Here is a 20,764-nt window from a genome sequence, read left to right on the forward strand (position 1 = left end):
ACCTTCCGTGAGCACCTTCAAGGCCCCCAAGGGCACCTACGACCTGATCCCGCCGGACAGCGCCAAGTACCTCGCCGTCCGTGAGGCCATCGCCGCCCCGCTGCGCGACTCCGGGTACGGCTACATCGAGACACCCGGCTTCGAGAACGTCGAGCTGTTCGCGCGCGGTGTCGGCGAGTCCACCGACATCGTCACCAAGGAGATGTACGCCTTCGAGACCAAGGGCGGCGACCGCCTCGCCCTGCGGCCCGAAGGCACGGCCTCCGTGCTGCGCGCGGCCCTGGAGGCCAACCTGCACAAGGCCGGCAACCTCCCGGTCAAGCTCTGGTACTCCGGCTCGTACTACCGCTACGAACGCCCCCAGAAGGGCCGGTACCGCCACTTCTCCCAGGTGGGCGCGGAGGCGATCGGCGCCGAGGACCCGGCGCTGGACGCCGAACTGATCATCCTGGCGGACCAGGCGTACCGCTCCCTGGGGCTCAGCGACTTCCGCATCCTGCTGAACTCCCTGGGGGACAAGGAGTGCCGCCCCGTCTACCGGTCCGCGCTGCAGGACTTCCTGCGCGGCCTGGACCTGGACGAGGACACCCTGCGCCGCGCGGAGATCAACCCGCTGCGCGTCCTGGACGACAAACGCGAGTCGGTCCAGAAGCAGCTGACCGGCGCCCCCCTGCTGCGCGACTACCTGTGCGACGCCTGCAAGACGTACCACGAGGAGGTCCGCGAGCTGATCACGGCCGCGGGCGTCACGTTCGAGGACGACCCGAGGCTGGTGCGCGGCCTGGACTACTACACGCGCACCACCTTCGAGTTCGTCCACGACGGTCTGGGCTCCCAGTCCGCGGTGGGCGGCGGGGGCCGCTACGACGGTCTCTCCGAGATGATCGGCGGCCCCGCGCTGCCGTCCGTCGGCTGGGCGCTCGGTGTCGACCGCACCGTGCTGGCCCTGGAGGCGGAGGGTGTCGAACTCGAGCTCCCCGCCACCACCCGCGTGTTCGCCGTCCCGCTCGGCGACGAGGCCCGCCGGGTACTGTTCGCCAAGGTCACCGAACTGCGCAAGAACGGCGTCGCCGCCGACTTCGCCTACGGCGGCAAGGGCCTGAAGGCGGCGATGAAGGCGGCCAACCGCTCGGGCGCGCGCTACGCCCTGGTGCTCGGCGAGCGCGACCTCGCCGAGGGCGTCGTCCAGCTCAAGGACATGGAGTCCGGCGAGCAGACCGCGGTCGGCGTGAACGAGATCGTGGCCGAGCTGGAGGCACGGCTCGGCTGATCTCCGTACGCGGCCACGCGCGGACCACGCGCCACGGAGGTGCCGGTGTGCCCCTGCGGCACCCGGCGCCTTCGGCGTCAATGCCGGGAACCCCGAGAACCCCGGGAACCCCGAGAACCCCGAGAACCCCGGGAACCCCGGGAACCCCGGAACGCCGGTTCGCCCGAACGGGGGAGCCGGCTGGGGCGTGTGTGCGGTCATGGCACAGACGGCGGCCGAAACCGAGCGCTCACCGGGGTGACTCGTACGTTCTTGTGGTCAGTGGGCGGTGGGTGCACGGGTGGGTACGGCACAATGGCCCTGCCCGAAGCAGGTCCACACTCCCCAGCGACGGAATCGGCGTGATGAGCAAGACGACTGTGAAGGACGTGTCCACCGTGCCCGAGTCTTCTGCGGGACCCGCCGCCGGGCCGCCCCGCGAGGGCGCCGGCCGTGCGTTCGCCCTGCTCCTGGTCATCACCGGCGCGGCCGGCGTACTCGCCGCGTGGGTCATCACGCTGGACAAGTTCAAGCTGCTCGAGGCCAAGGTCAAGGGCGAGACGTTCGTCCCCGGATGCAGTCTCAACCCGGTGGTCTCCTGCGGCAGCGTGATGGAGAGCGACCAGGCGTCCGTCTTCGGATTCCCCAACCCGATGCTGGGCCTGGTCACCTACGGCATCGTCGTCTGCGTCGGCATGAGCCTGCTCGCCGGGGCCCGCTTCCCCCGCTGGTACTGGCTCACCCTCAACGCGGGCACCCTGTTCGGCACCGGCTTCTGCGCCTGGCTGATGTTCCAGTCCCTGTACCGGATCAACGCCCTGTGCCTGTGGTGCTGCCTGGCCTGGGTCGCCACGATCATCATGTTCTGGTACGTGACGTCGTTCAACGTCCGCAAGGGCTTCCTGCCCGCCCCCGGCTGGCTGAGGAGCTTCTTCGGCGAGTTCACCTGGGTCATGCCGGTGTTGCACATCGGCGTCATCGGCATGCTGATCCTGACCCGCTGGTGGCATTTCTGGACCAGCTGACGGGCCCGCCGCGTTGTCGGTGCGGTCATTTAGGGTTGCCGACGTGGAGCCCGACCTGTTCACCGCCGCAGCAGAAGAACGCCAGCAGAAGGACCCGACCGGCAGCCCCCTCGCCGTGCGGATGCGCCCGCGCACACTCGACGAGGTGGTGGGCCAGCAGCATCTGCTGAAGCCGGGCTCACCCCTGCGCCGACTGGTCGGCGAGGGCGCCTCGGGTCCCGCGGGCCCGTCCTCGGTGTTCCTGTGGGGGCCTCCCGGCACCGGCAAGACGACCCTGGCCTACGTGGTCTCCAAGGCCACCAACAAGCGTTTCGTCGAGCTGTCGGCGATCACCGCGGGCGTCAAGGAGGTCCGCGCGGTCATCGACGGCGCCCGCCGCGCCTCCGGCGGGTACGGCACGGAGACCGTCCTCTTCCTCGACGAGATCCACCGTTTCAGCAAGGCCCAGCAGGACTCCCTGCTCCCCGCGGTCGAGAACCGCTGGGTCACGCTGATCGCCGCGACCACCGAGAACCCCTACTTCTCGGTCATCTCCCCCCTGCTCTCCCGCTCCCTCCTGCTCACCCTCGAACCCCTCACCGACGACGACGTCCGCGGCCTGCTGCACCGCGCGCTCGGCGACGAACGGGGCCTGAAGGGCGCCGTCGCTCTCCCCGAGGACACCGGGGACCATCTGGTGCGCATCGCCGGCGGGGACGCCCGCCGTGCCCTGACCGCCCTGGAGGCCGCCGCGGGGGCCGCGCTGGACAAGGGCGAGACGACGATCTCGCTGGCCACCCTGGAGGAGACGGTCGACCGGGCCGCCGTGAAGTACGACCGCTCCGGCGACCAGCACTACGACGTCGCCAGCGCCCTGATCAAGTCCATCCGCGGGTCCGACGTCGACGCAGCCCTGCACTACCTGGCCCGGATGATCGAGGCCGGCGAGGACCCCCGCTTCATCGCCCGCCGCCTGATGATCTCCGCCAGCGAGGACATCGGCCTCGCCGACCCGAACGCGCTGCCGATCGCGGTCGCCGCCGCCCAGGCCGTCGCCATGATCGGCTTCCCCGAGGCCGCCCTCACCCTGAGCCACGCCACCATCGCCCTCGCCCTGGCCCCCAAGTCCAACGCGGCCACCACCGCGATCGGCGCCGCCCTGGACGACGTGCGCAAGGGACTGGCCGGGCCCGTGCCGCGGCATCTGCGCGACGGGCACTACAAGGGCGCGGCCAAACTGGGCCACGCGCAGGGGTACGTGTACCCGCACGACCTGCCCGAGGGCATCGCGCGGCAGCAGTACGCCCCGGACGCCCTGAAGGACCGCGCGTACTACGAGCCCACCCGGCACGGAGCCGAGGCGCGGTACGCCGACGCGGCGGAATGGACCAGGAAGCACCTCGGTCGGAAGCAGCCGTGAGCACCCTGTAGAATTTTCCAAAGCTGCGTCCCGTGTCCGGCCCCGCAAGGGAAACCGGCACCACCAGAGCGGGACATCCAGCAGGAGGGCCTGCCCCCGGGCAGGAATCTCCAGGAGCGTCGCGCACCGTCGAACGGTGTCGCGGGCAGCCCACCACCACCCGGAATCCCGGGAGCGGTCGGTGGGCCACTCGCGTGCTGCACGTATGTGCCCAGATCAGGGGAGCGGCTGCCCGGCAGGTCCGGCCACGGACCCGCGGGGTTTCCCCGGCTGCGGATGCGACCTCCCTTAACCCTGGTGAAGCCGTATTCGCACAGAGAACACGAGGTGTTTGGTTCATGGCGAACCAGTCCCGCCCCAAGGTCAAGAAGTCGCGTGCCCTGGGTATCGCGCTGACCCCGAAGGCCGTCAAGTACTTCGAGGCCCGCCCCTACCCCCCGGGTGAGCACGGCCGCGGCCGCAAGCAGAACTCGGACTACAAGGTCCGTCTGCTGGAGAAGCAGCGCCTGCGCGCCCAGTACGACATCAGCGAGCGCCAGCTCGTCCGCGCGTACGAGCGTGCCGCCAAGACGACGATCAAGACCGGTGACGCCCTCGTCATCGAGCTCGAGCGCCGTCTCGACGCCCTGGTCCTGCGTTCGGGCATCGCCCGCACGATCTACCAGGCCCGTCAGATGGTCACCCACGGCCACATCCAGGTCAACGGCAAGAAGGTCGACAAGCCCTCCTTCCTCCTGCGCCCGGACGACGTCGTGCAGGTCCGTGAGCGCAGCAAGGACAAGACGCTCTTCACGATCGCCCGCGAGGGTGGCTTCGCCCCCGACGGCGAGACCCCGCGCTACCTCCAGGTGAACCTCAAGGCCCTGGCGTTCCGCCTGGACCGTGAGCCGAACCGCAAGGAGATCCCGGTGATCTGCGACGAGCAGCTCGTCGTCGAGTTCTACGCCCGCTGACCCCAGCAGGCAGGCGGTACCCCAGCCCGCCGTCTCCCCGCCCTCCAGGGCGGGCGGGGCGGCGGGCTGCTGCGTGGGCGCCCCGCCCACGACGTGTCGACCCCGCCGGACGGTAATCAGGTACGGAGTCCCGCCACCGGCGCGATAGGCTCGGTGCACGAATTTCTTGACGTTCTCGGTGTTTCTCGAAGTTCTCGGTGTCCCTCGGTGTCCCTCGGTGTTCCTTGAGGGTCCTCGAGGTTCTTCGAGGGTCTTCGATGTGGCAGGCACGTTTCTCAGGGAGCAGGTGCACACAGTGTCCGGTGGAGAGGTGGCCGGAATCCTGGTGGCCGTGTTCTGGGCGATCCTGGTCTCCTTCCTCGCCGTCGCACTGGCGAGGCTGGCCCAGACGCTCCGGGCGACCACCAGGCTCGTGGCGGACGTGACCGACCAGGCCGTCCCGCTGCTGGCGGACGCCTCCTCGGCGGTGCGTTCCGCGCAGACCCAGATCGAACGGGTCGACGCGATCGCCTCCGACGTCCAGGAGGTCACCTCCAACGCCTCCGCGCTGTCGACCACCGTCGCCTCCACCTTCGGCGGCCCGCTGGTCAAGGTCGCCGCCTTCGGCTACGGCGTGCGCCGGGCCGTCAGCGGCCGCAAGGAGGACACGTCCGCCAGGACACCGGGACGCACCGTGATCGTGGGCCGCGCCGTCCCGGGCATGCGGCGGGCGGGGCGCACCCGGGGAAAGAAGGACTGACGCAGCGATGTTCCGCCGTACCTTCTGGTTCAGCACCGGCGTCGCCGCCGGGGTGTGGGCCACCACCAAGGTCAACCGCAAGCTGAAGCAGCTGACCCCCGAGAACCTCGCCGTGACCGCGGCGAACAAGGCGCTCGAGGCGGGCGGCCGGCTCAAGGACCGGGCAGTGGACTTCGCGTTCGACGTCCGGGACAACATGGCCCGGCGCGAGGCCGAACTGACCGACGCCCTCGGCATCGACGCCCCCGCCGACCGGGAACTCCCGGCGGCCCGCCGCTACGCCGCCATCGAGAACCGAAACAGCCCGAAGCGCAACCCCCGGTACGTCGAGGGATCGACGTACCTGACGCACCCGTACAACCGGAATGAGGACCACTGATGGAGTCGGCCGAGATCCGCCGCCGCTGGCTGAGCTTCTTCGAGGAGCGCGGGCACACCGTCGTCCCTTCGGCGTCGCTCATCGCGGACGACCCGACTCTGCTGCTCGTCCCGGCCGGCATGGTGCCCTTCAAGCCCTACTTCCTGGGTGAGGTCAAGCCGCCCTTCGACCGCGCCACCAGCGTCCAGAAGTGCGTGCGCACCCCCGACATCGAAGAGGTCGGCAAGACCACCCGGCACGGCACGTTCTTCCAGATGTGCGGCAACTTCTCCTTCGGTGACTACTTCAAGGAAGGCGCCATCAAGCTCGCCTGGGAGCTGCTCACCAGCTCCCAGGAGCAGGGCGGCTACGGCCTGGACCCCGAGCGTCTGTGGATCACCGTCTACCAGGACGACGACGAGGCCGAGCGGATCTGGCGCGACGTCGTCGGCGTGCCCGAGGAGCGCATCCAGCGCCTGGGCAAGAAGGACAACTACTGGGACATGGGCGTCCCCGGCCCCTGCGGTCCCTGCTCCGAGATCAACTACGACCGCGGCCCCGAGTTCGGCGTCGAGGGCGGCCCCGCCGTCAACGACGAGCGGTACGTGGAGATCTGGAACCTCGTCTTCATGCAGTACGAGCGGGGCGAGGGGCCGGGCAAGGACTACCCGATCCTCGGGGACCTGCCGAGCCAGAACATCGACACGGGCCTCGGCCTGGAGCGGCTCGCCATGATTCTGCAGGACGTGCAGAACATGTACGAGATCGACACCTCCATGGCCGTCATCAAGAAGGCCACCGAGCTGACGGGCGTGGCCTACGGCGACGCCCGGGCCTCCGACGTCTCGCTGCGCGTGGTCACCGACCACATGCGCACCTCCGTGATGCTCATCGGCGACGGGGTCACCCCCGGCAACGAGGGCCGCGGCTACGTGCTGCGCCGCATCATGCGCCGCGCCATCCGCAACATGCGCCTCCTCGGCGCCACCGGCCCGGTCGTCAAGGACCTCATCGACGTCGTGATCGAGATGATGGGGCAGCAGTACCCCGAGCTGATCACCGACCGCGAGCGGATCGAGAAGGTCGCCGTCGCCGAGGAGAACGCCTTCCTCAAGACGCTGAAGGCCGGCACCAACATCCTCGACACCGCCGTCACCGAGACCAAGCAGTCCGGTGGCACGGTCCTGGCCGGCGACAAGGCCTTCCTGCTCCACGACACCTGGGGCTTCCCGATCGACCTCACCCTGGAGATGGCCGCCGAGCAGGGGCTGTCCGTGGACGATGACGGCTTCCGACGGCTGATGAAGGAGCAGCGGGAGCGGGCCAAGGCCGACGCCCGGGCCAAGAAGACCGGCCACGCCGACCTCGGCGCCTACCGCGAGATCGCCGACCGGGCCGGCGCCACCGACTTCACCGGCTACACCGACACCGAGGGCGAGTCCACCGTCGTGGGCATCCTCGTCGACGGCGTCTCCTCACCGGCCGCCACCGAGGGCGACGAGGTGGAGATCGTCCTCGACCGCACCCCGTTCTACGCCGAGGGCGGCGGCCAGATCGGCGACACCGGCCGGATCAGGGCCGACTCCGGTGCCGTCATCGAGGTCCGCGACTGCCAGAAGCCGGTTCCGGGCGTGTACGTCCACAAGGGCGTCGTCCAGGTCGGCGAGGTGACCGTCGGAGCCAAGGCCCACGCCTCCATCGACGACCGCCGCCGCAAGGCCATCGCCCGCGCCCACTCCGCCACCCACCTCACCCACCAGGCCCTGCGCGACGCTCTCGGCCCGACGGCCGCCCAGGCCGGTTCCGAGAACCAGCCCGGCCGCTTCCGCTTCGACTTCGGCTCGCCGTCCGCCGTTCCGACGGCCGTGATGACCGACGTCGAGCAGAAGATCAACGAGGTGCTCGCCCGCGACCTCGACGTGCGTGCCGACGTCATGGGCATCGACGAGGCCAAGAAGCAGGGCGCCATCGCCGAGTTCGGCGAGAAGTACGGCGAGCGCGTGCGCGTGGTGACCATCGGTGACTTCTCCAAGGAGCTGTGCGGCGGCACCCACGTGCACAACACCGCCCAGCTCGGCCTGGTCAAGCTGCTCGGCGAGTCCTCCATCGGCTCCGGTGTGCGCCGCATCGAGGCTCTGGTCGGCGTGGACGCCTACAACTTCCTCGCCCGCGAGCACACGGTCGTCGCCCAGCTCCAGGAGCTGATCAAGGGCCGCCCGGAGGAGCTCCCGGAGAAGGTCTCCGCCATGCTCGGCAAGCTCAAGGACGCCGAGAAGGAGATCGAGAAGTTCCGCGCCGAGAAGGTGCTCCAGGCCGCCGGAGGCCTCGCCGAGTCCGCCAAGGACGTCCACGGGGTCGCCCTGGTGACCGGCCAGGTCCCGGACGGCACCGGCGCCGACGATCTGCGCAAGCTGGTGCTGGACGTACGCGGCCGCATCCAGGGGGGCCGGGCCGCCGTCGTCGCCCTGTTCACGGTCAACAACGGCAAGCCCCTCACCGTGATCGCCACCAACGAGGCCGCCCGCGAGCGTGGTCTCAAGGCCGGTGACCTGGTCCGCACGGCCGCCAAGACCCTCGGCGGCGGCGGTGGCGGCAAGCCGGACGTCGCCCAGGGCGGCGGCCAGAACCCGGCCGCCATCGGTGAAGCCGTCGACGCCGTCGAGCGGCTCGTGGCGGACACGGCCAAGTGAGCGAGCCCGTGGCCGGCCCCAGGCCGGGCGGGGACGGCCCCGCGATGCGCCGGGGGCGCCGGCTCGCGATCGACGTCGGGGACGCCCGTATCGGGGTCGCATCGTGCGACCCCGACGGGATCCTGGCCACCCCGGTCGAGACCGTCCCCGGCCGGGACGTCCCGGCGGCTCACCGGCGCCTCCAGCAGCTTGTGGAGGAGTACGAGCCGATCGAGGTCGTCGTCGGACTCCCTCGCTCCCTCAAGGGGGGCGAGGGCCCCGCCGCGGCCAAGGTCCGCGGCTTCACCCAGGAACTGGCCCGCCGGATCGCACCGGTACCGGTGCGGCTCGTGGACGAGCGCATGACCACGGTGACGGCGAGTCAGGGGCTGCGTGCCTCGGGCGTGAAGTCCAAGAAGGGACGCTCCGTCATCGACCAGGCCGCCGCGGTGATCATCCTCCAGCAGGCACTCGAATCCGAACGGGTGTCAGGCAACCCACCTGGTGAGGGCGTCGAAGTGGTCATCTGATCGCGGTACGGTAACGTTCCGCGCGATGCGGTGGCGTTCGAACAGCCACCGCACAGAGAGAGGCGGGACGGGTGCCGGCGCCCCCACGGCCGCGCGACCGCCGCCTCGCGGCTCTAGGGGATCGATGACTGAGTATGGCCGGGGCCAAGGCTCCGAACCGTGGCACCCGGACGACCCGCTGTACGGCGACAGCGGGTGGACCGGGCAGCAGGCCCAGCAGGCCCAGCCGGGTCAGCAGTCCCCCTACGAGGGCCAAGCGCAGCATTACCCGCAGCAGCAGTACGGCGACTGGGGCGGTGCCGAGCAGGGCGGGTACGGCGGGCAGCAGTACCCGCAGCAGCACGACCAGCAGCAGTACGGTCAGCAGCAGTACGACCAGCAGTACGCTCCCCAGCAGATGCAGCAGCCCGGCCAGCAGCCGTACGACACCGGCGGCTGGCACACCGGCGGCCAGCCGCAGGACCCGTACGCGGCGGCCGATCCGACGGACCCGTACGGGCCGCAGGGCGGTGCGTACGGCGCCCAGCAGTCCGACCACTACGGCACACCGGAGGCCTATCCGCCGCCGGAGCCCCCGGCCCACCGGAACGCCGAACCCGAGCGGCGGCCGGAGCGGGAGGCGGACCCGGAGCCGGACACCGACTGGGACCCCGGTCCCGACCAGGGCGAACACGCCTTCTTCTCGGGCGATGGCGATGACGACGCGGACGATGACGACGCTCCGGGCGACCGCCGCGGCCGCGGTGAGCGCCGGGGCAAGGGCGGCAAGGGCGGCAAGGACAAGAAACGACGCAACGGATCCGCCTGCCTCGTGGTGGTGCTGGTCCTCGGCGGCGGTCTGGCCGGTGTGAGCTATTTCGGCTGGCAGTTCTTCCAGGAGCGTTTCGGCAGCGCCCCGGACTTCGCGGGCGACGGGAACGGCGAACAGGTCACCGTCGTGATCCCCAAGGGCGCGGGCGGATACGCCATCGGCCAGGTGCTCAAGAAGGAAGGCGTGGTCAAGAGCGTCGACGCCTTCGTCGCGGCTCAGCAGGGCAACCCGAACGGCGGCACGATCCAGGACGGCGTCTACACGCTCGAGAAGGAGATGTCGGCCGACGCCGCCGTCGAGCTCATGCTCAGCCCGAAGAGCCGCAGCAACCTGATCATCGCCGAGGGCCTGCGCAACGGTGCCGTCTACGAACTCATCGACAAACGCCTCAAGCTCGACGACGGCACCACCGAGAAGGTCGCAGAGAAGGACTGGAAGAAGCTCGGCCTGCCCGACTGGGCGGTGAACGGCGGGGACGTCAAGGACCCGCTGGAGGGCTTCCTCTACCCCTCCAGCTACGCGGTGGGCAAGGACGCGAAGCCCGCGGACGTGCTGAAGGAGATGGTGGGCCGGGCCACCGAGAAGTACGAGGGGCTGCAGTTCCCCGAGAAGGCCGAGAGCCTCGGTCTCGAAGGACCGTGGGAACTGGTCACGGTCGCGAGTCTGGTGCAGGCCGAGGGCAAGACCCACGACGACTTCCGCAAGATGTCCGAGGTCATCTACAACCGCCTCAAGCCCACCAACACCGAGACCTACCAGTTGCTGCAGTTCGACTCGACCTTCAACTACTTGAAGGGCGCGAGCAACATCCGCATCAGCGAGTCCGAGATCAACCGCAACAAGGACCCGTACAACACCTACACCAACAAGGGTCTGCCGCCCGGCCCCATCGGCAACCCCGGGGACGACGCGCTGACCGCGGCCCTGAAGCCGACCAAGGACGGCTGGATCTACTTCGTGGCCACCGACGGAATAAGCAAGACCGAGTTCGCCAAGACGCACGACGAGTTCCTGAAGTTGAAGGACAAGTTCAATGCCAGTTAGGGCGGCCAGGGCACGACGGGCAGCCGTTCTCGGCTCCCCGATCGCCCACTCCCTCTCCCCGGTGCTGCACCGTGCCGCGTACGCGGAGCTGGGGCTGAGGGAGTGGACGTACGACCGGTTCGAGATCGACGAGCAGGCCCTGCCGGGTTTCTTCGAGACGCTCGGGCACGAGTGGGCGGGCCTGTCGCTGACGATGCCGCTCAAGCGGGCCGTGATCCCGCTGCTGGACGGGATCAGCCGGACCGCGGCCTCGGTCGACGCGGTCAACACCGTCGTGTTCGCCGAGGACGGCCGCCGGACCGGCGACAACACCGACATCCCCGGCATGGTCGCGGCCCTGCGCGAGCACGGCATCGAGAAGGTGGACACCGCGGCCGTCCTCGGCGCCGGAGCGACCGCCTCGTCCGCGCTGGCCGCGCTGGCGCGGATCTGCACGGGCGAGGTCTCCGTCCACGTCCGCAGCGCGGCCCGCGCCGCCGAGATGCGGCAGTGGGCCGAGCGGCTCGGCGTCGCGGTGCGCATTGCCGACTGGGACGACGCCGAGCAGGCCCTGCATGCTCCGCTGGTGATCGCCACCACCCCGGCGGGCGTCACCGACACCCTCGTCCGAGCCGTACCGGAACGTCCCGCGGCCCTCTTCGACGTGCTCTACGACCCCTGGCCGACCGCCCTGGCGGCCCGCTGGTCGGCGTCCGGCGGCGCCGTGGTCGGCGGGCTCGACCTGCTGGTGCACCAGGCGGTGCTCCAGGTCGAGCAGATGACGGGACGTGCCCCGGCGCCGGTGGCCGTCATGCGAGAAGCGGGCGAGCGCGCTCTCGCGGCCCGGTAGGGCCCCGTCCCGGCCCCGCGGGGGGAGGGGCACACCTCTCCTGGCCGCGGGCGGCCGGACACGGGCAAGGGACGCGGGGCCGGCTTCCTCGGGGCCTGCGCTCCGCCGCGGCCCGTCCGTCTGATGGACCGGCGGCCGGACGCACCGCCCGGACGTGGGAGGATCGGAAACGGCGGGCCGGGGCCACGCACCCCGTCGCGCCGTAGCCGTACGCGAGGACGCGCGTGCGCAGAGCAGTACCAGGGCGCGAGTACCGAGGAGCACCGTTGAGCAGGTTGCGCTGGCTGACCGCGGGGGAGTCCCACGGCCCCGCACTCGTCGCGACGTTGGAGGGTCTTCCCGCCGGCGTACCGATCACCACGGACATGGTGGCGGATCATCTCGCGAGGCGGCGGCTGGGCTACGGTCGCGGCGCCCGGATGAAGTTCGAGCGGGACGAGGTCACCTTCCTCGGCGGCGTCCGGCACGGCCTCACCCTCGGTTCCCCGGTCGCGGTCATGGTGGGCAACACCGAGTGGCCGAAGTGGGAGCAGGTCATGGCGGCCGACCCGGTCGACCCCGAGGTGCTGGCCGGCCTCGCCCGCAACGCCCCGCTGACCCGCCCGCGCCCCGGCCACGCCGACCTCGCCGGCATGCAGAAGTACGGCTTCGACGAGGCCCGGCCGATCCTGGAGCGGGCCTCCGCGCGCGAGACCGCGGCCCGCGTGGCACTGGGCGCGGTGGCCCGGTCGTACCTGAAGGAGACGGCCGGCATCGAGATCGTCTCCCACGTGGTGGAGCTGGCCGCCGCCAAGGCGCCCTACGGGGTGTACCCGACCCCGGCCGACGTGGAGAAGCTGGACGCGGACCCGGTGCGCTGCCTGGACGCCGGCGCGTCGGAGGCGATGGTCGCCGAGATCGACCAGGCCCACAAGGACGGCGACACCCTCGGCGGTGTGGTCGAGGTGCTGGCGTACGGCGTCCCCGTCGGGCTGGGCTCGCACGTGCACTGGGACCGGCGTCTCGACGCCCGGCTGGCCGCCGCCCTCATGGGCATCCAGGCGATCAAGGGCGTCGAGGTCGGCGACGGCTTCGACCTGGCCCGGGTGCCCGGCTCCAAGGCGCACGACGAGATCGTCCCCACCGACGAGGGCATCCGGCGCGCCTCGGGCCGCTCCGGCGGCACCGAGGGCGGCCTGACCACCGGTGAGCTGCTGCGGGTGCGGGCCGCGATGAAACCCATCGCGACCGTGCCGCGGGCGCTGAGGACCGTGGACGTCGCCACCGGCGAGGAGGCCGCCGCCCACCACCAGCGCTCCGACGTGTGCGCCGTGCCGGCGGCCGGCATCGTCGCCGAGGCCATGGTGGCACTGGTCCTCGCGGACGCGGTCGCGGAGAAGTTCGGCGGCGACAGCGTCACCGAGACCCGCCGCAACGTGACGTCCTACCTCGAGAACCTGGCCGTCCGGTGACCCCGCTGATCGTGCTGGTCGGCCCGATGGGCGTGGGCAAGTCCACCGTCGGGCGGCTGCTGGCCGAGCGGCTGGGCGTCGACCACCGGGACACCGACGACGACATCGTCGCCGCGCAGGGCCGCAGCATCGCCGAGATCTTCGTGGACGAGGGCGAGTCCGCCTTCCGCGCGATCGAGAAGCAGGCGGTGCGCACCGCGCTCGCCGAGCACGAGGGGGTCCTGGCCCTGGGGGGCGGCGCCATCCTCGACGCCGACACGCGTGCGCTGCTCGCCGGGGAGCGGGTCGTCTATCTGTCGATGGACGTCGAGGAGGCGGTCAAGCGCACCGGGCTCAACGCCGCCCGCCCCCTGCTCGCGGTCAATCCGCGCAAGCAGTGGCGCGAGCTGATGGAGGCCCGGCGCCATCTGTACGAGGAGGTCGCGACGGCCGTCGTGGCCACGGACGGCCGCACGCCGGAAGAAGTCACCCGCTCCGCCCTGGACGCACTGGAGATGAAGCAAGCATGAGCAGCGAGGCAGTGACGCGGATCCACATCGGCGGCACCGCGGGCACCGACCCGTACGAGGTCCTGGTGGGCCGTCAGCTCCTGGGCGAGCTCGGCGGGTTGATCGGGGACAAGGCCAAGCGGGTCGCGATCGTGCACCCCGAGGCGCTTGCCGAGACCGGCGACGTGCTCCGCGCCGACCTCGCCGAGCAGGGCTACGAGGCCATCGCCATCCAGGTGCCCAACGCGGAGGAGGCCAAGACGGCCGAGGTCGCCGCGTACTGCTGGAAGGCGCTCGGCCAGTCCGGATTCACCCGCACCGACGTCATCGTCGGCGTGGGCGGCGGCGCCAGCACCGACCTGGCCGGTTTCGTGGCCGCGACCTGGCTGCGCGGGGTGCGCTGGATCGCGGTCCCGACCACGGTGCTGGCCATGGTGGACGCGGCCGTCGGGGGCAAGACCGGCATCAACACCGCCGAGGGCAAGAACCTGGTGGGCGCCTTCCACCCGCCCGCCGGTGTGCTGTGCGACCTCGCCGCCCTGGACTCCCTCCAGGTCAACGACTACGTCTCCGGGCTGGCGGAGGTCATCAAGGCCGGTTTCATCGCCGACCCGGTGATCCTGGACCTCATCGAGGCCGACCCCCGGGCCGCCCGCACTCCGGCGGGCCCGCACACCGCCGAGCTCATCGAGCGCTCGATCCGGGTCAAGGCCGAGGTCGTCTCCTCCGATCTGAAGGAGGCGGGCCGCCGGGAGATCCTCAACTACGGGCACACCCTCGGCCACGCCATCGAGAAGAACGAGCGCTACAAGTGGCGCCACGGCGCGGCGGTGTCGGTGGGCATGCACTTCGCCGCCGAGCTCGGCCGGCTCGCCGGCCGTCTGGACGACGCCACCGCCGACCGGCACCGCGCCGTCCTTGAGTCGGTCGGGCTGCCCCTGCACTACCGCTACGACCAGTGGCCCAAGCTGCTGGAGACCATGAAGGTCGACAAGAAGTCCCGCGGCGACCTGCTGCGCTTCATCGTCCTCGACGGTCTCGCCCGGCCCACCGTGCTGGAGGGCCCGGACCCGGCGGTGCTGCTCGCCGCTTACGGAGAAGTGGGGGAGTAGCCCCCGGAGCAGACCCGGAGCAGACCCCCCGGACCCGGTCGCCGGGCCGTTCGGCCCGGCGACCGGGTCACTCGGGGGGGCATCCCCGGCCGTTCACCCGGCAACGGCAGTGGGCCGTACCGTTCGAACAGCCGCCCCGACGCTCTAGGGTGGGGGGAGAGCGGGGACCCACCCTGCCTTCAGTGCTTGTCGCCTGTGGCGCGTGAATCGAGCCCAGCAGACCGAGACGGAGTGGCACCGGATGCAGCACGCAGTGGGTTCTCCGCTGCCGCCGCCCCACCGACCGGGGCACGGACCGGCCGACGGCTGGTCACCGGCCGCACACCACCCGGGAGCGCACCAGGGGCCCGCCCCGGTGCCCCCACCACCCTCACCCCCACCACCTCCTGCCCCTCCTGCCCCTCCTGTTTCGGGGTACCCCGCGCCCCCGTCCGGGCCGGCACCCCGCCCCGCGGGCGTTCCGCGGGCCGGGCATCCCCCGCAGGCCGGGCATCCCTCGGTTCCGCCGCCGGAGACCACCGGTCATGTGCCGCTGCCGCCCGGCGGCCCCGTGGCCGTGCCCAGCGCCCCGCAGGCCCCCGCGGCCCCCGACCCGGCCGGTACGACTCTCGCGGTGCTGCTGATAGGCCCGGCGGGAGCGGGGAAGACCAGTGTCGCCAAGTACTGGGCGGACCACCGTCGGGTGCCGACCGCGCACATCAGCCTGGACGACGTACGGGAGTGGGTGAGGTCGGGCTTCGCCGACCCGCAGACCGGGTGGAACGACCACTCGGAGGCGCAGTACCGGCTCGCCCGCCGCACCTGTGGCTTCGCCGCGCGCAACTTCCTCGCCAACGGCATCTCCTGCATCCTCGACGACGCCGTCTTCCCCGACCGCCCCGTCGTCGGCCTCGGTGGCTGGAAACGGCACGTGGGGCCGGGCCTGCTGCCCGTCGTCCTGCTGCCGGGCCTGGACATCGTCCTGGAACGCAACGCGGAGCGATCCGGCAACCGCCGCCTCGGCGACGAGGAGGTCGCCCGCATCCACGGCCGCATGGCCGGCTGGTACGGCTCGGGCCTCCCGATCATCGACAACTCCCAGCTCGGCATACCGGAAACGGCCGCGGTCCTGGACGACGTCCTGGCCCGGTCCATCGCCAGCCCTCCGGCCTGGTGAATCCCGCCCCACGGCGCCGCCGCCCCCGGCCCGGCCCGCCCACTCGGACCTCTCGACCGGCGGTATCCGGCCATCGCTCATAGGCTCGGGTCATGTCTGAGGTGTACGCGGTCCGCCGGACGCGGCTGAGGGAGTGCTGCAACGCGGGCGGCAGCGCGGCGGCGCTGGTGTCCCGGCCCGCCAATGTGCGCTATCTCGCGGGTGCCGTCCCCGAGGACACCGTGCTGCTGCTGGGCCCGGCCGAGGACCTGCTGGTGTGCGCCGCGCCTCTCGACGACCGCTTCCCGCAGGCCCGGCCCGACGAGGCGCTGCGTGTTCACGTCGTGCCGGCGGCCGGCGGCGATCCGGCCGCCCTGGCCGCCGGTCTCGCCGACGGCCAGGGCGCCGACTCCCTGGCCGTCGAGGAGCACCACCTCACCGTGACCCGGCACCGCGCCCTCGGCTCGGCCGCTCCCCGGCTGCGTCTGGCCGACGTCGGAACAGCGGTCGAGCAGCTCCGGGTGGTCAAGGACGAGGAAGAGATCTCCTGCCTGCGCATCGGCGCGGAGATCGCCGACCAGGCCCTGGGCGAGCTGCTGGAGTCGATCCTCGTCGGCCGCACCGAGCGGCATCTCGCGCTGGAGCTGGAGCGCCGGCTGGTCGACCACGGCGCCGACGGCCCCGCCTTCGCCACCTCCGTCGCCACCGGCTCGAACTCCGGGAGGCCCGGTCACCGGCCCACGGACCGGCGGGTGGAGGAGGGCGACTTCCTCTCCGTCTGTCTCGGCGCCGCCTACCGCGGATACCGTTGCGCGATCGGCCGTACGTTCGTCATCGGCACCGCCCCCGCGGACTGGCAGATCGAGCTGTACGACCTCGTCTTCACCGCTCAGCGGGCCGGACGGGAGTCCCTCGTACCCGGCGCCGCCTGTCGTGACGTGGACCGCGCGGCCCGTCAGGTGCTGGACGGGGCCGGGTACGCCGAGGCCCTTCCGGCCGTCACCGGACACGGAGTCGGACTCGAAATCGACGAGGACCCGCAAATGACCCCGGCGGCCATGGGTAAACTGGACGCTTGTGTGCCGGTCACCGTCGAACCAGGGGTTCACCTCCCGGGCCGGGGCGGTGTCCGGATCGATGACACGCTCGTCGTACGCCCCGAGGCGGACGGCGGACCCGAGCTACTCACCATCACGACCAAGGAGCTGCTGGCGCTCTAGCCTCGCGCCGAGTGCCTGCCCCGGGTCGTCTCACGTCAGTCCAGGAGATTCCGCAACGTGGCTTCCACGAACGACCTCAAGAACGGCATGGTGCTCAAGCTCGAAGGCGGCCAGCTCTGGTCCGTAGTCGAGTTCCAGCACGTCAAGCCCGGCAAGGGCCCGGCCTTTGTGCGCACGAAGCTCAAGAACGTGCTCTCCGGCAAGACCGTCGACAAGACCTTCAACGCCGGCGTGAAGGTCGAAACGGCCACCGTCGACAAGCGGGACATGCAGTTCTCCTACATGGACGGCGACTACTTCGTCTTCATGGACATGGAGACCTACGAGCAGATGCACATCGACCGCAAGGTCGTCGGTGACGCCGCCCACTTCCTCGTCGAGGGCTTCGAGGCCACGGTCGCCCAGCACGAGGGCGAGGTGCTCTTCGTCGAGCTGCCGGCCGCCGTCGAGCTGACCGTCGCCGAGACCGAGCCCGGCGTCCAGGGCGACCGCTCCACCGGCGGCAACAAGCCGGCCACACTGGAGACCGGTCACCAGATCCAGGTCCCCCTCTTCATCACCACCGGTGAGAAGATCAAGGTCGACACGCGCACCAGCGACTACCTCGGCCGGGTGAACAGCTAACCGTGGCTGCCCGTAACACGGCCCGCAAGCGCGCCTTCCAGATCCTCTTCGAGGGTGACCAGCGCGGCGCCGACGTTCTGACAGTCCTCGCGGACTGGGTCCGGCACTCCCGGTCCGACACCCGGCAGCCGCCGGTGAGCGAGTACACGATGCAGCTGGTCGAGGGCTACGCGGAGCACGCGACGCGCATCGACGAGCTGATCGCCCAGTACTCGGTCGGCTGGACGCTGGACCGGATGCCGGTCGTCGACCGCAACCTCCTGCGTCTCGGCGCGTACGAGCTGATCTGGGTCGACGAGACCCCGGACGCCGTCGTCCTCGACGAGATGGTGCAGCTGGCGAAGGAGTTCTCCACGGACGAGTCGCCCTCGTTCATCAACGGCCTCCTCGGCCGGCTCAAGGAACTCAAGCCCTCGCTGCGCCGCGACGAGAGCTGAGCGGACACCGCCACCGGGACAGGAACCGGTACAGGCACCCGGCAGGCATCCGCGCCGGCACAGACACGCCGGAGGGCCCGCAGCACGATCGGCTGCGGGCCCTCCGGCGTACTCGGTGCGTCAGGCCCCCCGGTGACGGGAGACCCGGACGACGGGGACGACGGGGATGACGGGTCGGCCGAACGAAGACCGCCGGGGTGGCCCGAACCTCACAGGTTCGGGCCACCCCGGCGGTACGTTTCTGCTCAACCCGCAGAGCGCTCCGGGATCAGCTCTCGTCGTGCGAGGCGACCGCACGGCGTGCGTCCGCGTCCAGGACGCCCCAGCTGATCAGCTGCTCGGTGAGAACCGAAGGGGACTGGTCGTAGATCACGGAGAGGGTGCGCAGGTCGTCCTGACGGATCGAGAGCACCTTGCCGTTGTAGTCGCCGCGCTGGGACTGGATCGTCGCCGCGTACCGCTGCAGCGGGCCCGCCTTCTCCGGCGGCACCGTGGCCAGCCGCTCCAGGTCGAGGACCAGCTTGGGCGGCGGCTCGGCGGCTCCGCCCGGAGTGGTGCCGGGCAGGAGCTCCTGTACCGGGACGCCGTAGAAGTCCGCCAGTTCGGCAAGACGCTGCACGGTCACGGCGCGGTCGCCGCGCTCGTACGAACCGACCACGACCGCCTTCCAACGGCCCTGGGACTTCTCCTCGACACCGTGGAGGGAAAGGCCCTGCTGGGTGCGGATCGCTCGGAGCTTGGCCCCGAGCTGTTTGGCGTATTCGCTGGACATATAGCTCCCCGGCACTGTGTCGACGCGGCTGGCATGTTTCCAGGCCGCGCGGCTGGTAACTCACTGTGAGGTTACGCAGAGTTACTCTCGCCCGTCAAGCCGAATGGTCCACACCGACTCTTCCGTGCTACACCGGATCGGCTGCGCCAGGGGGGTGAGGGGCGGCGGGCGGAGGGGTGAACAGGGGTGTCGCTGCCGACCTGATAACGTGGGCGACGCAATTCCGACGTCCTTTAAGGTCCGTCCCGTGAGGCGGAGAAGGAGGTCCGTTCACATGGACACGCACGCCGATGCGCGGCCCGTTCTCGAAGGCCCCGACATCGCGCGGGTACTGACCCGCATCGCCCACGAGATCGTCGAGCGCGCCAAGGGCGCCGACGACGTGATTCTCCTCGGCATCCCGACCCGGGGCGTCTTCCTCGCCCAGCGGCTCGCCGCCAAGCTCGAGCAGGTCACCGAACGCAAAGTCCCGGTCGGCTCGCTCGACATCACCATGTACCGCGACGACCTGCGCATGCACCCGCCGCGTGCGCTGGCCCGCACCGAGATCCCCGGTGACGGCATCGACGGCCGGCTGGTCGTCCTCGTCGACGACGTGCTCTTCTCCGGGCGCACCATCCGCGCCGCCCTCGACGCGCTGAACGACATCGGGCGCCCCCGCGCGGTGCAGCTCGCCGTTCTCGTCGACCGCGGCCACCGCGAACTGCCCATCCGCGCCGACTACGTCGGCAAGAACCTCCCCACGTCGTTGCGGGAGACGGTCAAGGTCCTGCTCGCCGAGGAGGACGGTCGCGACACCGTGCTGCTCGGCGCCAAGCGACCCTCCCCGTAGCGATCCGGGCGCACGACGTCGACGTGCGCCGGCCCGGGGCGCCTCCGCGCCTCCGGATGCCCGGATTCTCCCGTTCTTCCGATTGAACCGTCTTACGGAGCCTGACAGATGCACCGTCATCTCATCTCGGCCGCCGACCTCACCCGCGACGACGCCGTCCTGATCCTCGACACCGCCGAGGAGATGGCCCGGGTCGCCGACCGGCCGATCAAGAAACTGCCGACCCTGCGCGGCCGGACCGTCGTCAACCTCTTCTTCGAGGACTCCACCCGGACCCGGATCTCCTTCGAGGCCGCCGAGAAGCGGCTGTCCGCGGACGTCATCAACTTCACCGCCAAGGGCTCCAGCGTCTCCAAGGGGGAGTCCCTCAAGGACACCGCGCAGACCCTGGAGGCCATGGGGGTCGACGCCGTCGTCATCCGGCACGGCGCCTCGGGGGCCCCGTACCGGCTGGCCACCTCCGGCTGGATCGACGCACACGTCATCAACGCCGGCGACGGCACCCACCAGCACCCCACCCAGGCCCTGCTCGACGCCTTCACCATGCGCCGCCGACTCGTCGGCCCGGACGCCGGCATCGGCCAGGACCTCGCCGGCCGGCGCATCACGATCGTCGGCGACGTCCTGCACAGCAGGGTCGCCCGCTCCAACGTCGACCTGCTGCACACCCTCGGGGCCGAGGTCACCCTCGTCGCCCCGCCGACCCTGCTGCCGGTCGGCATCGAGTCCTGGCCCTGCGAGATCTCCTACGACCTCGACCGCACCCTGCCCAAGTCCGACGCCGTGATGATGCTGCGCGTGCAGCGCGAGCGCATGAAGGCCGCGTTCTTCCCGACCGAGCGCGAGTACTCACGGCGCTACGGCCTCGACGGCGAGCGCATGCGGCGGATGCCCGAGCACGCGATCGTGATGCACCCCGGCCCCATGGTCCGCGGGATGGAGATCACCGCCGAGGTGGCCGACTCCGGCCGCTGCACCGTCGTCGAGCAGGTCACCAACGGGGTCTCCATCCGGATGGCCGTCCTGTACCTGCTGCTCGGGGGCAACGGACCCGCCCTCACCCGCACCACGGAGGAGAAGTAACACC

20 protein-coding genes are annotated in these 20,764 nt (G+C 71.0%); 19 read left to right on the forward strand and 1 reads right to left on the reverse strand.

Translation table 11 applies throughout. The features are described 5' to 3' along the window. Positions 1-7 precede the first annotated feature (7 nt). The 17 genes from hisS to nusB all read left to right on the forward strand — a co-directional run bounded on the left by hisS (position 8) and on the right by nusB (position 18,073). Positions 8-1,270, forward strand: a complete 1,263-nt coding sequence (hisS, locus tag JL475_RS08220) for a histidine--tRNA ligase (protein WP_202276766.1) — start codon at positions 8-10, stop codon at positions 1,268-1,270. A gap of 344 nt (positions 1,271-1,614) precedes the next feature. Further along, positions 1,615-2,274: a vitamin K epoxide reductase family protein gene (locus JL475_RS08225; RefSeq protein ID WP_202276767.1), complete on the forward strand. Its 660-nt coding sequence runs from the start codon at positions 1,615-1,617 to the stop codon at positions 2,272-2,274. A gap of 43 nt (positions 2,275-2,317) precedes the next feature. After that, positions 2,318-3,673: a replication-associated recombination protein A gene (locus JL475_RS08230; protein ID WP_202276768.1), complete on the forward strand. Its 1,356-nt coding sequence runs from the start codon at positions 2,318-2,320 to the stop codon at positions 3,671-3,673. A gap of 338 nt (positions 3,674-4,011) precedes the next feature. After that, entirely contained in the window at positions 4,012-4,626 is a 615-nt protein-coding gene (rpsD, locus tag JL475_RS08235) for a 30S ribosomal protein S4 (RefSeq protein ID WP_109379468.1), read from the forward strand. A gap of 295 nt (positions 4,627-4,921) precedes the next feature. Further along, positions 4,922-5,365, forward strand: coding sequence for a DUF948 domain-containing protein (locus JL475_RS08240; RefSeq protein ID WP_202276769.1), 444 nt, complete (start codon positions 4,922-4,924; stop codon positions 5,363-5,365). A 7-nt stretch (positions 5,366-5,372) separates the two neighbouring features. Next, entirely contained in the window at positions 5,373-5,744 is a 372-nt protein-coding gene (locus JL475_RS08245; RefSeq protein WP_202276770.1) for a hypothetical protein, read from the forward strand. Beyond that, entirely contained in the window at positions 5,744-8,413 is a 2,670-nt protein-coding gene (alaS, locus tag JL475_RS08250) for an alanine--tRNA ligase (RefSeq protein ID WP_202276771.1), read from the forward strand. Before JL475_RS08245 ends, alaS begins: the two co-directional genes overlap by 1 nt. Before the next feature lie 44 nt (positions 8,414-8,457). After that, positions 8,458-8,922: a Holliday junction resolvase RuvX gene (ruvX, locus tag JL475_RS08255; RefSeq protein WP_202276848.1), complete on the forward strand. Its 465-nt coding sequence runs from the start codon at positions 8,458-8,460 to the stop codon at positions 8,920-8,922. Between the two features lie 124 nt (positions 8,923-9,046). Beyond that, positions 9,047-10,777, forward strand: a complete 1,731-nt coding sequence (gene mltG, locus JL475_RS08260; RefSeq protein ID WP_202276772.1) for an endolytic transglycosylase MltG — start codon at positions 9,047-9,049, stop codon at positions 10,775-10,777. Further along, entirely contained in the window at positions 10,767-11,606 is an 840-nt protein-coding gene (locus JL475_RS08265; RefSeq protein ID WP_202276773.1) for a shikimate dehydrogenase, read from the forward strand. The genes mltG and JL475_RS08265 overlap by 11 nt, the downstream gene beginning before the upstream one ends. Before the next feature lie 266 nt (positions 11,607-11,872). Next, on the forward strand, positions 11,873-13,057 hold the full coding sequence (gene aroC, locus JL475_RS08270) for a chorismate synthase (RefSeq protein WP_202276774.1): 1,185 nt from the start codon (positions 11,873-11,875) through the stop codon (positions 13,055-13,057). 26 nt (positions 13,058-13,083) lie between these two features. After that, the gene (locus tag JL475_RS08275) at positions 13,084-13,566 is read left to right on the forward strand and encodes a shikimate kinase (RefSeq protein ID WP_202276849.1); all 483 of its coding nucleotides are present in this window, start codon (positions 13,084-13,086) and stop codon (positions 13,564-13,566) included. Continuing rightward, entirely contained in the window at positions 13,563-14,657 is a 1,095-nt protein-coding gene (gene aroB / locus JL475_RS08280) for a 3-dehydroquinate synthase (protein ID WP_202276775.1), read from the forward strand. Before JL475_RS08275 ends, aroB begins: the two co-directional genes overlap by 4 nt. Before the next feature lie 241 nt (positions 14,658-14,898). After that, the gene (locus JL475_RS08285) at positions 14,899-15,813 is read left to right on the forward strand and encodes a Pro-rich N-terminal domain-containing protein (protein ID WP_202276776.1); all 915 of its coding nucleotides are present in this window, start codon (positions 14,899-14,901) and stop codon (positions 15,811-15,813) included. A gap of 92 nt (positions 15,814-15,905) precedes the next feature. Further along, on the forward strand, positions 15,906-17,012 hold the full coding sequence (locus JL475_RS08290) for an aminopeptidase P family protein (RefSeq protein ID WP_202276777.1): 1,107 nt from the start codon (positions 15,906-15,908) through the stop codon (positions 17,010-17,012). Between the two features lie 57 nt (positions 17,013-17,069). Continuing rightward, positions 17,070-17,636 (forward strand): elongation factor P, encoded by a 567-nt coding sequence (gene efp, locus JL475_RS08295; protein ID WP_202276778.1) that lies wholly within the window; start codon positions 17,070-17,072, stop codon positions 17,634-17,636. Positions 17,637-17,638: 2 nt separating this feature from the next. Further along, the gene (gene nusB, locus JL475_RS08300) at positions 17,639-18,073 is read left to right on the forward strand and encodes a transcription antitermination factor NusB (RefSeq protein WP_202276779.1); all 435 of its coding nucleotides are present in this window, start codon (positions 17,639-17,641) and stop codon (positions 18,071-18,073) included. A gap of 268 nt (positions 18,074-18,341) precedes the next feature. On the opposite strand, the gene bldD is transcribed toward nusB, so the two are convergent. After that, the gene (gene bldD / locus JL475_RS08305; RefSeq protein ID WP_202276780.1) at positions 18,342-18,845 is read right to left on the reverse strand and encodes a transcriptional regulator BldD; all 504 of its coding nucleotides are present in this window, start codon (positions 18,843-18,845) and stop codon (positions 18,342-18,344) included. A gap of 274 nt (positions 18,846-19,119) precedes the next feature. On the opposite strand from bldD, the gene pyrR reads away from it, so the two are divergent. Beyond that, positions 19,120-19,677, forward strand: coding sequence for a bifunctional pyr operon transcriptional regulator/uracil phosphoribosyltransferase PyrR (gene pyrR, locus JL475_RS08310; RefSeq protein ID WP_202276781.1), 558 nt, complete (start codon positions 19,120-19,122; stop codon positions 19,675-19,677). Positions 19,678-19,785: 108 nt separating this feature from the next. Beyond that, positions 19,786-20,760 carry an aspartate carbamoyltransferase catalytic subunit gene (locus JL475_RS08315; protein ID WP_202276782.1) on the forward strand — a complete coding sequence of 325 codons (975 nt, stop codon included), beginning with the start codon at positions 19,786-19,788 and terminating at the stop codon, positions 20,758-20,760. The last annotated feature ends 4 nt before the right edge of the window (positions 20,761-20,764 follow it).

The sequence above is a fragment of the Streptomyces sp. M2CJ-2 genome (assembly GCF_016757295.1).
In the GTDB taxonomy this organism is placed as follows: Bacteria; Actinomycetota; Actinomycetes; order Streptomycetales; family Streptomycetaceae; genus Streptomyces.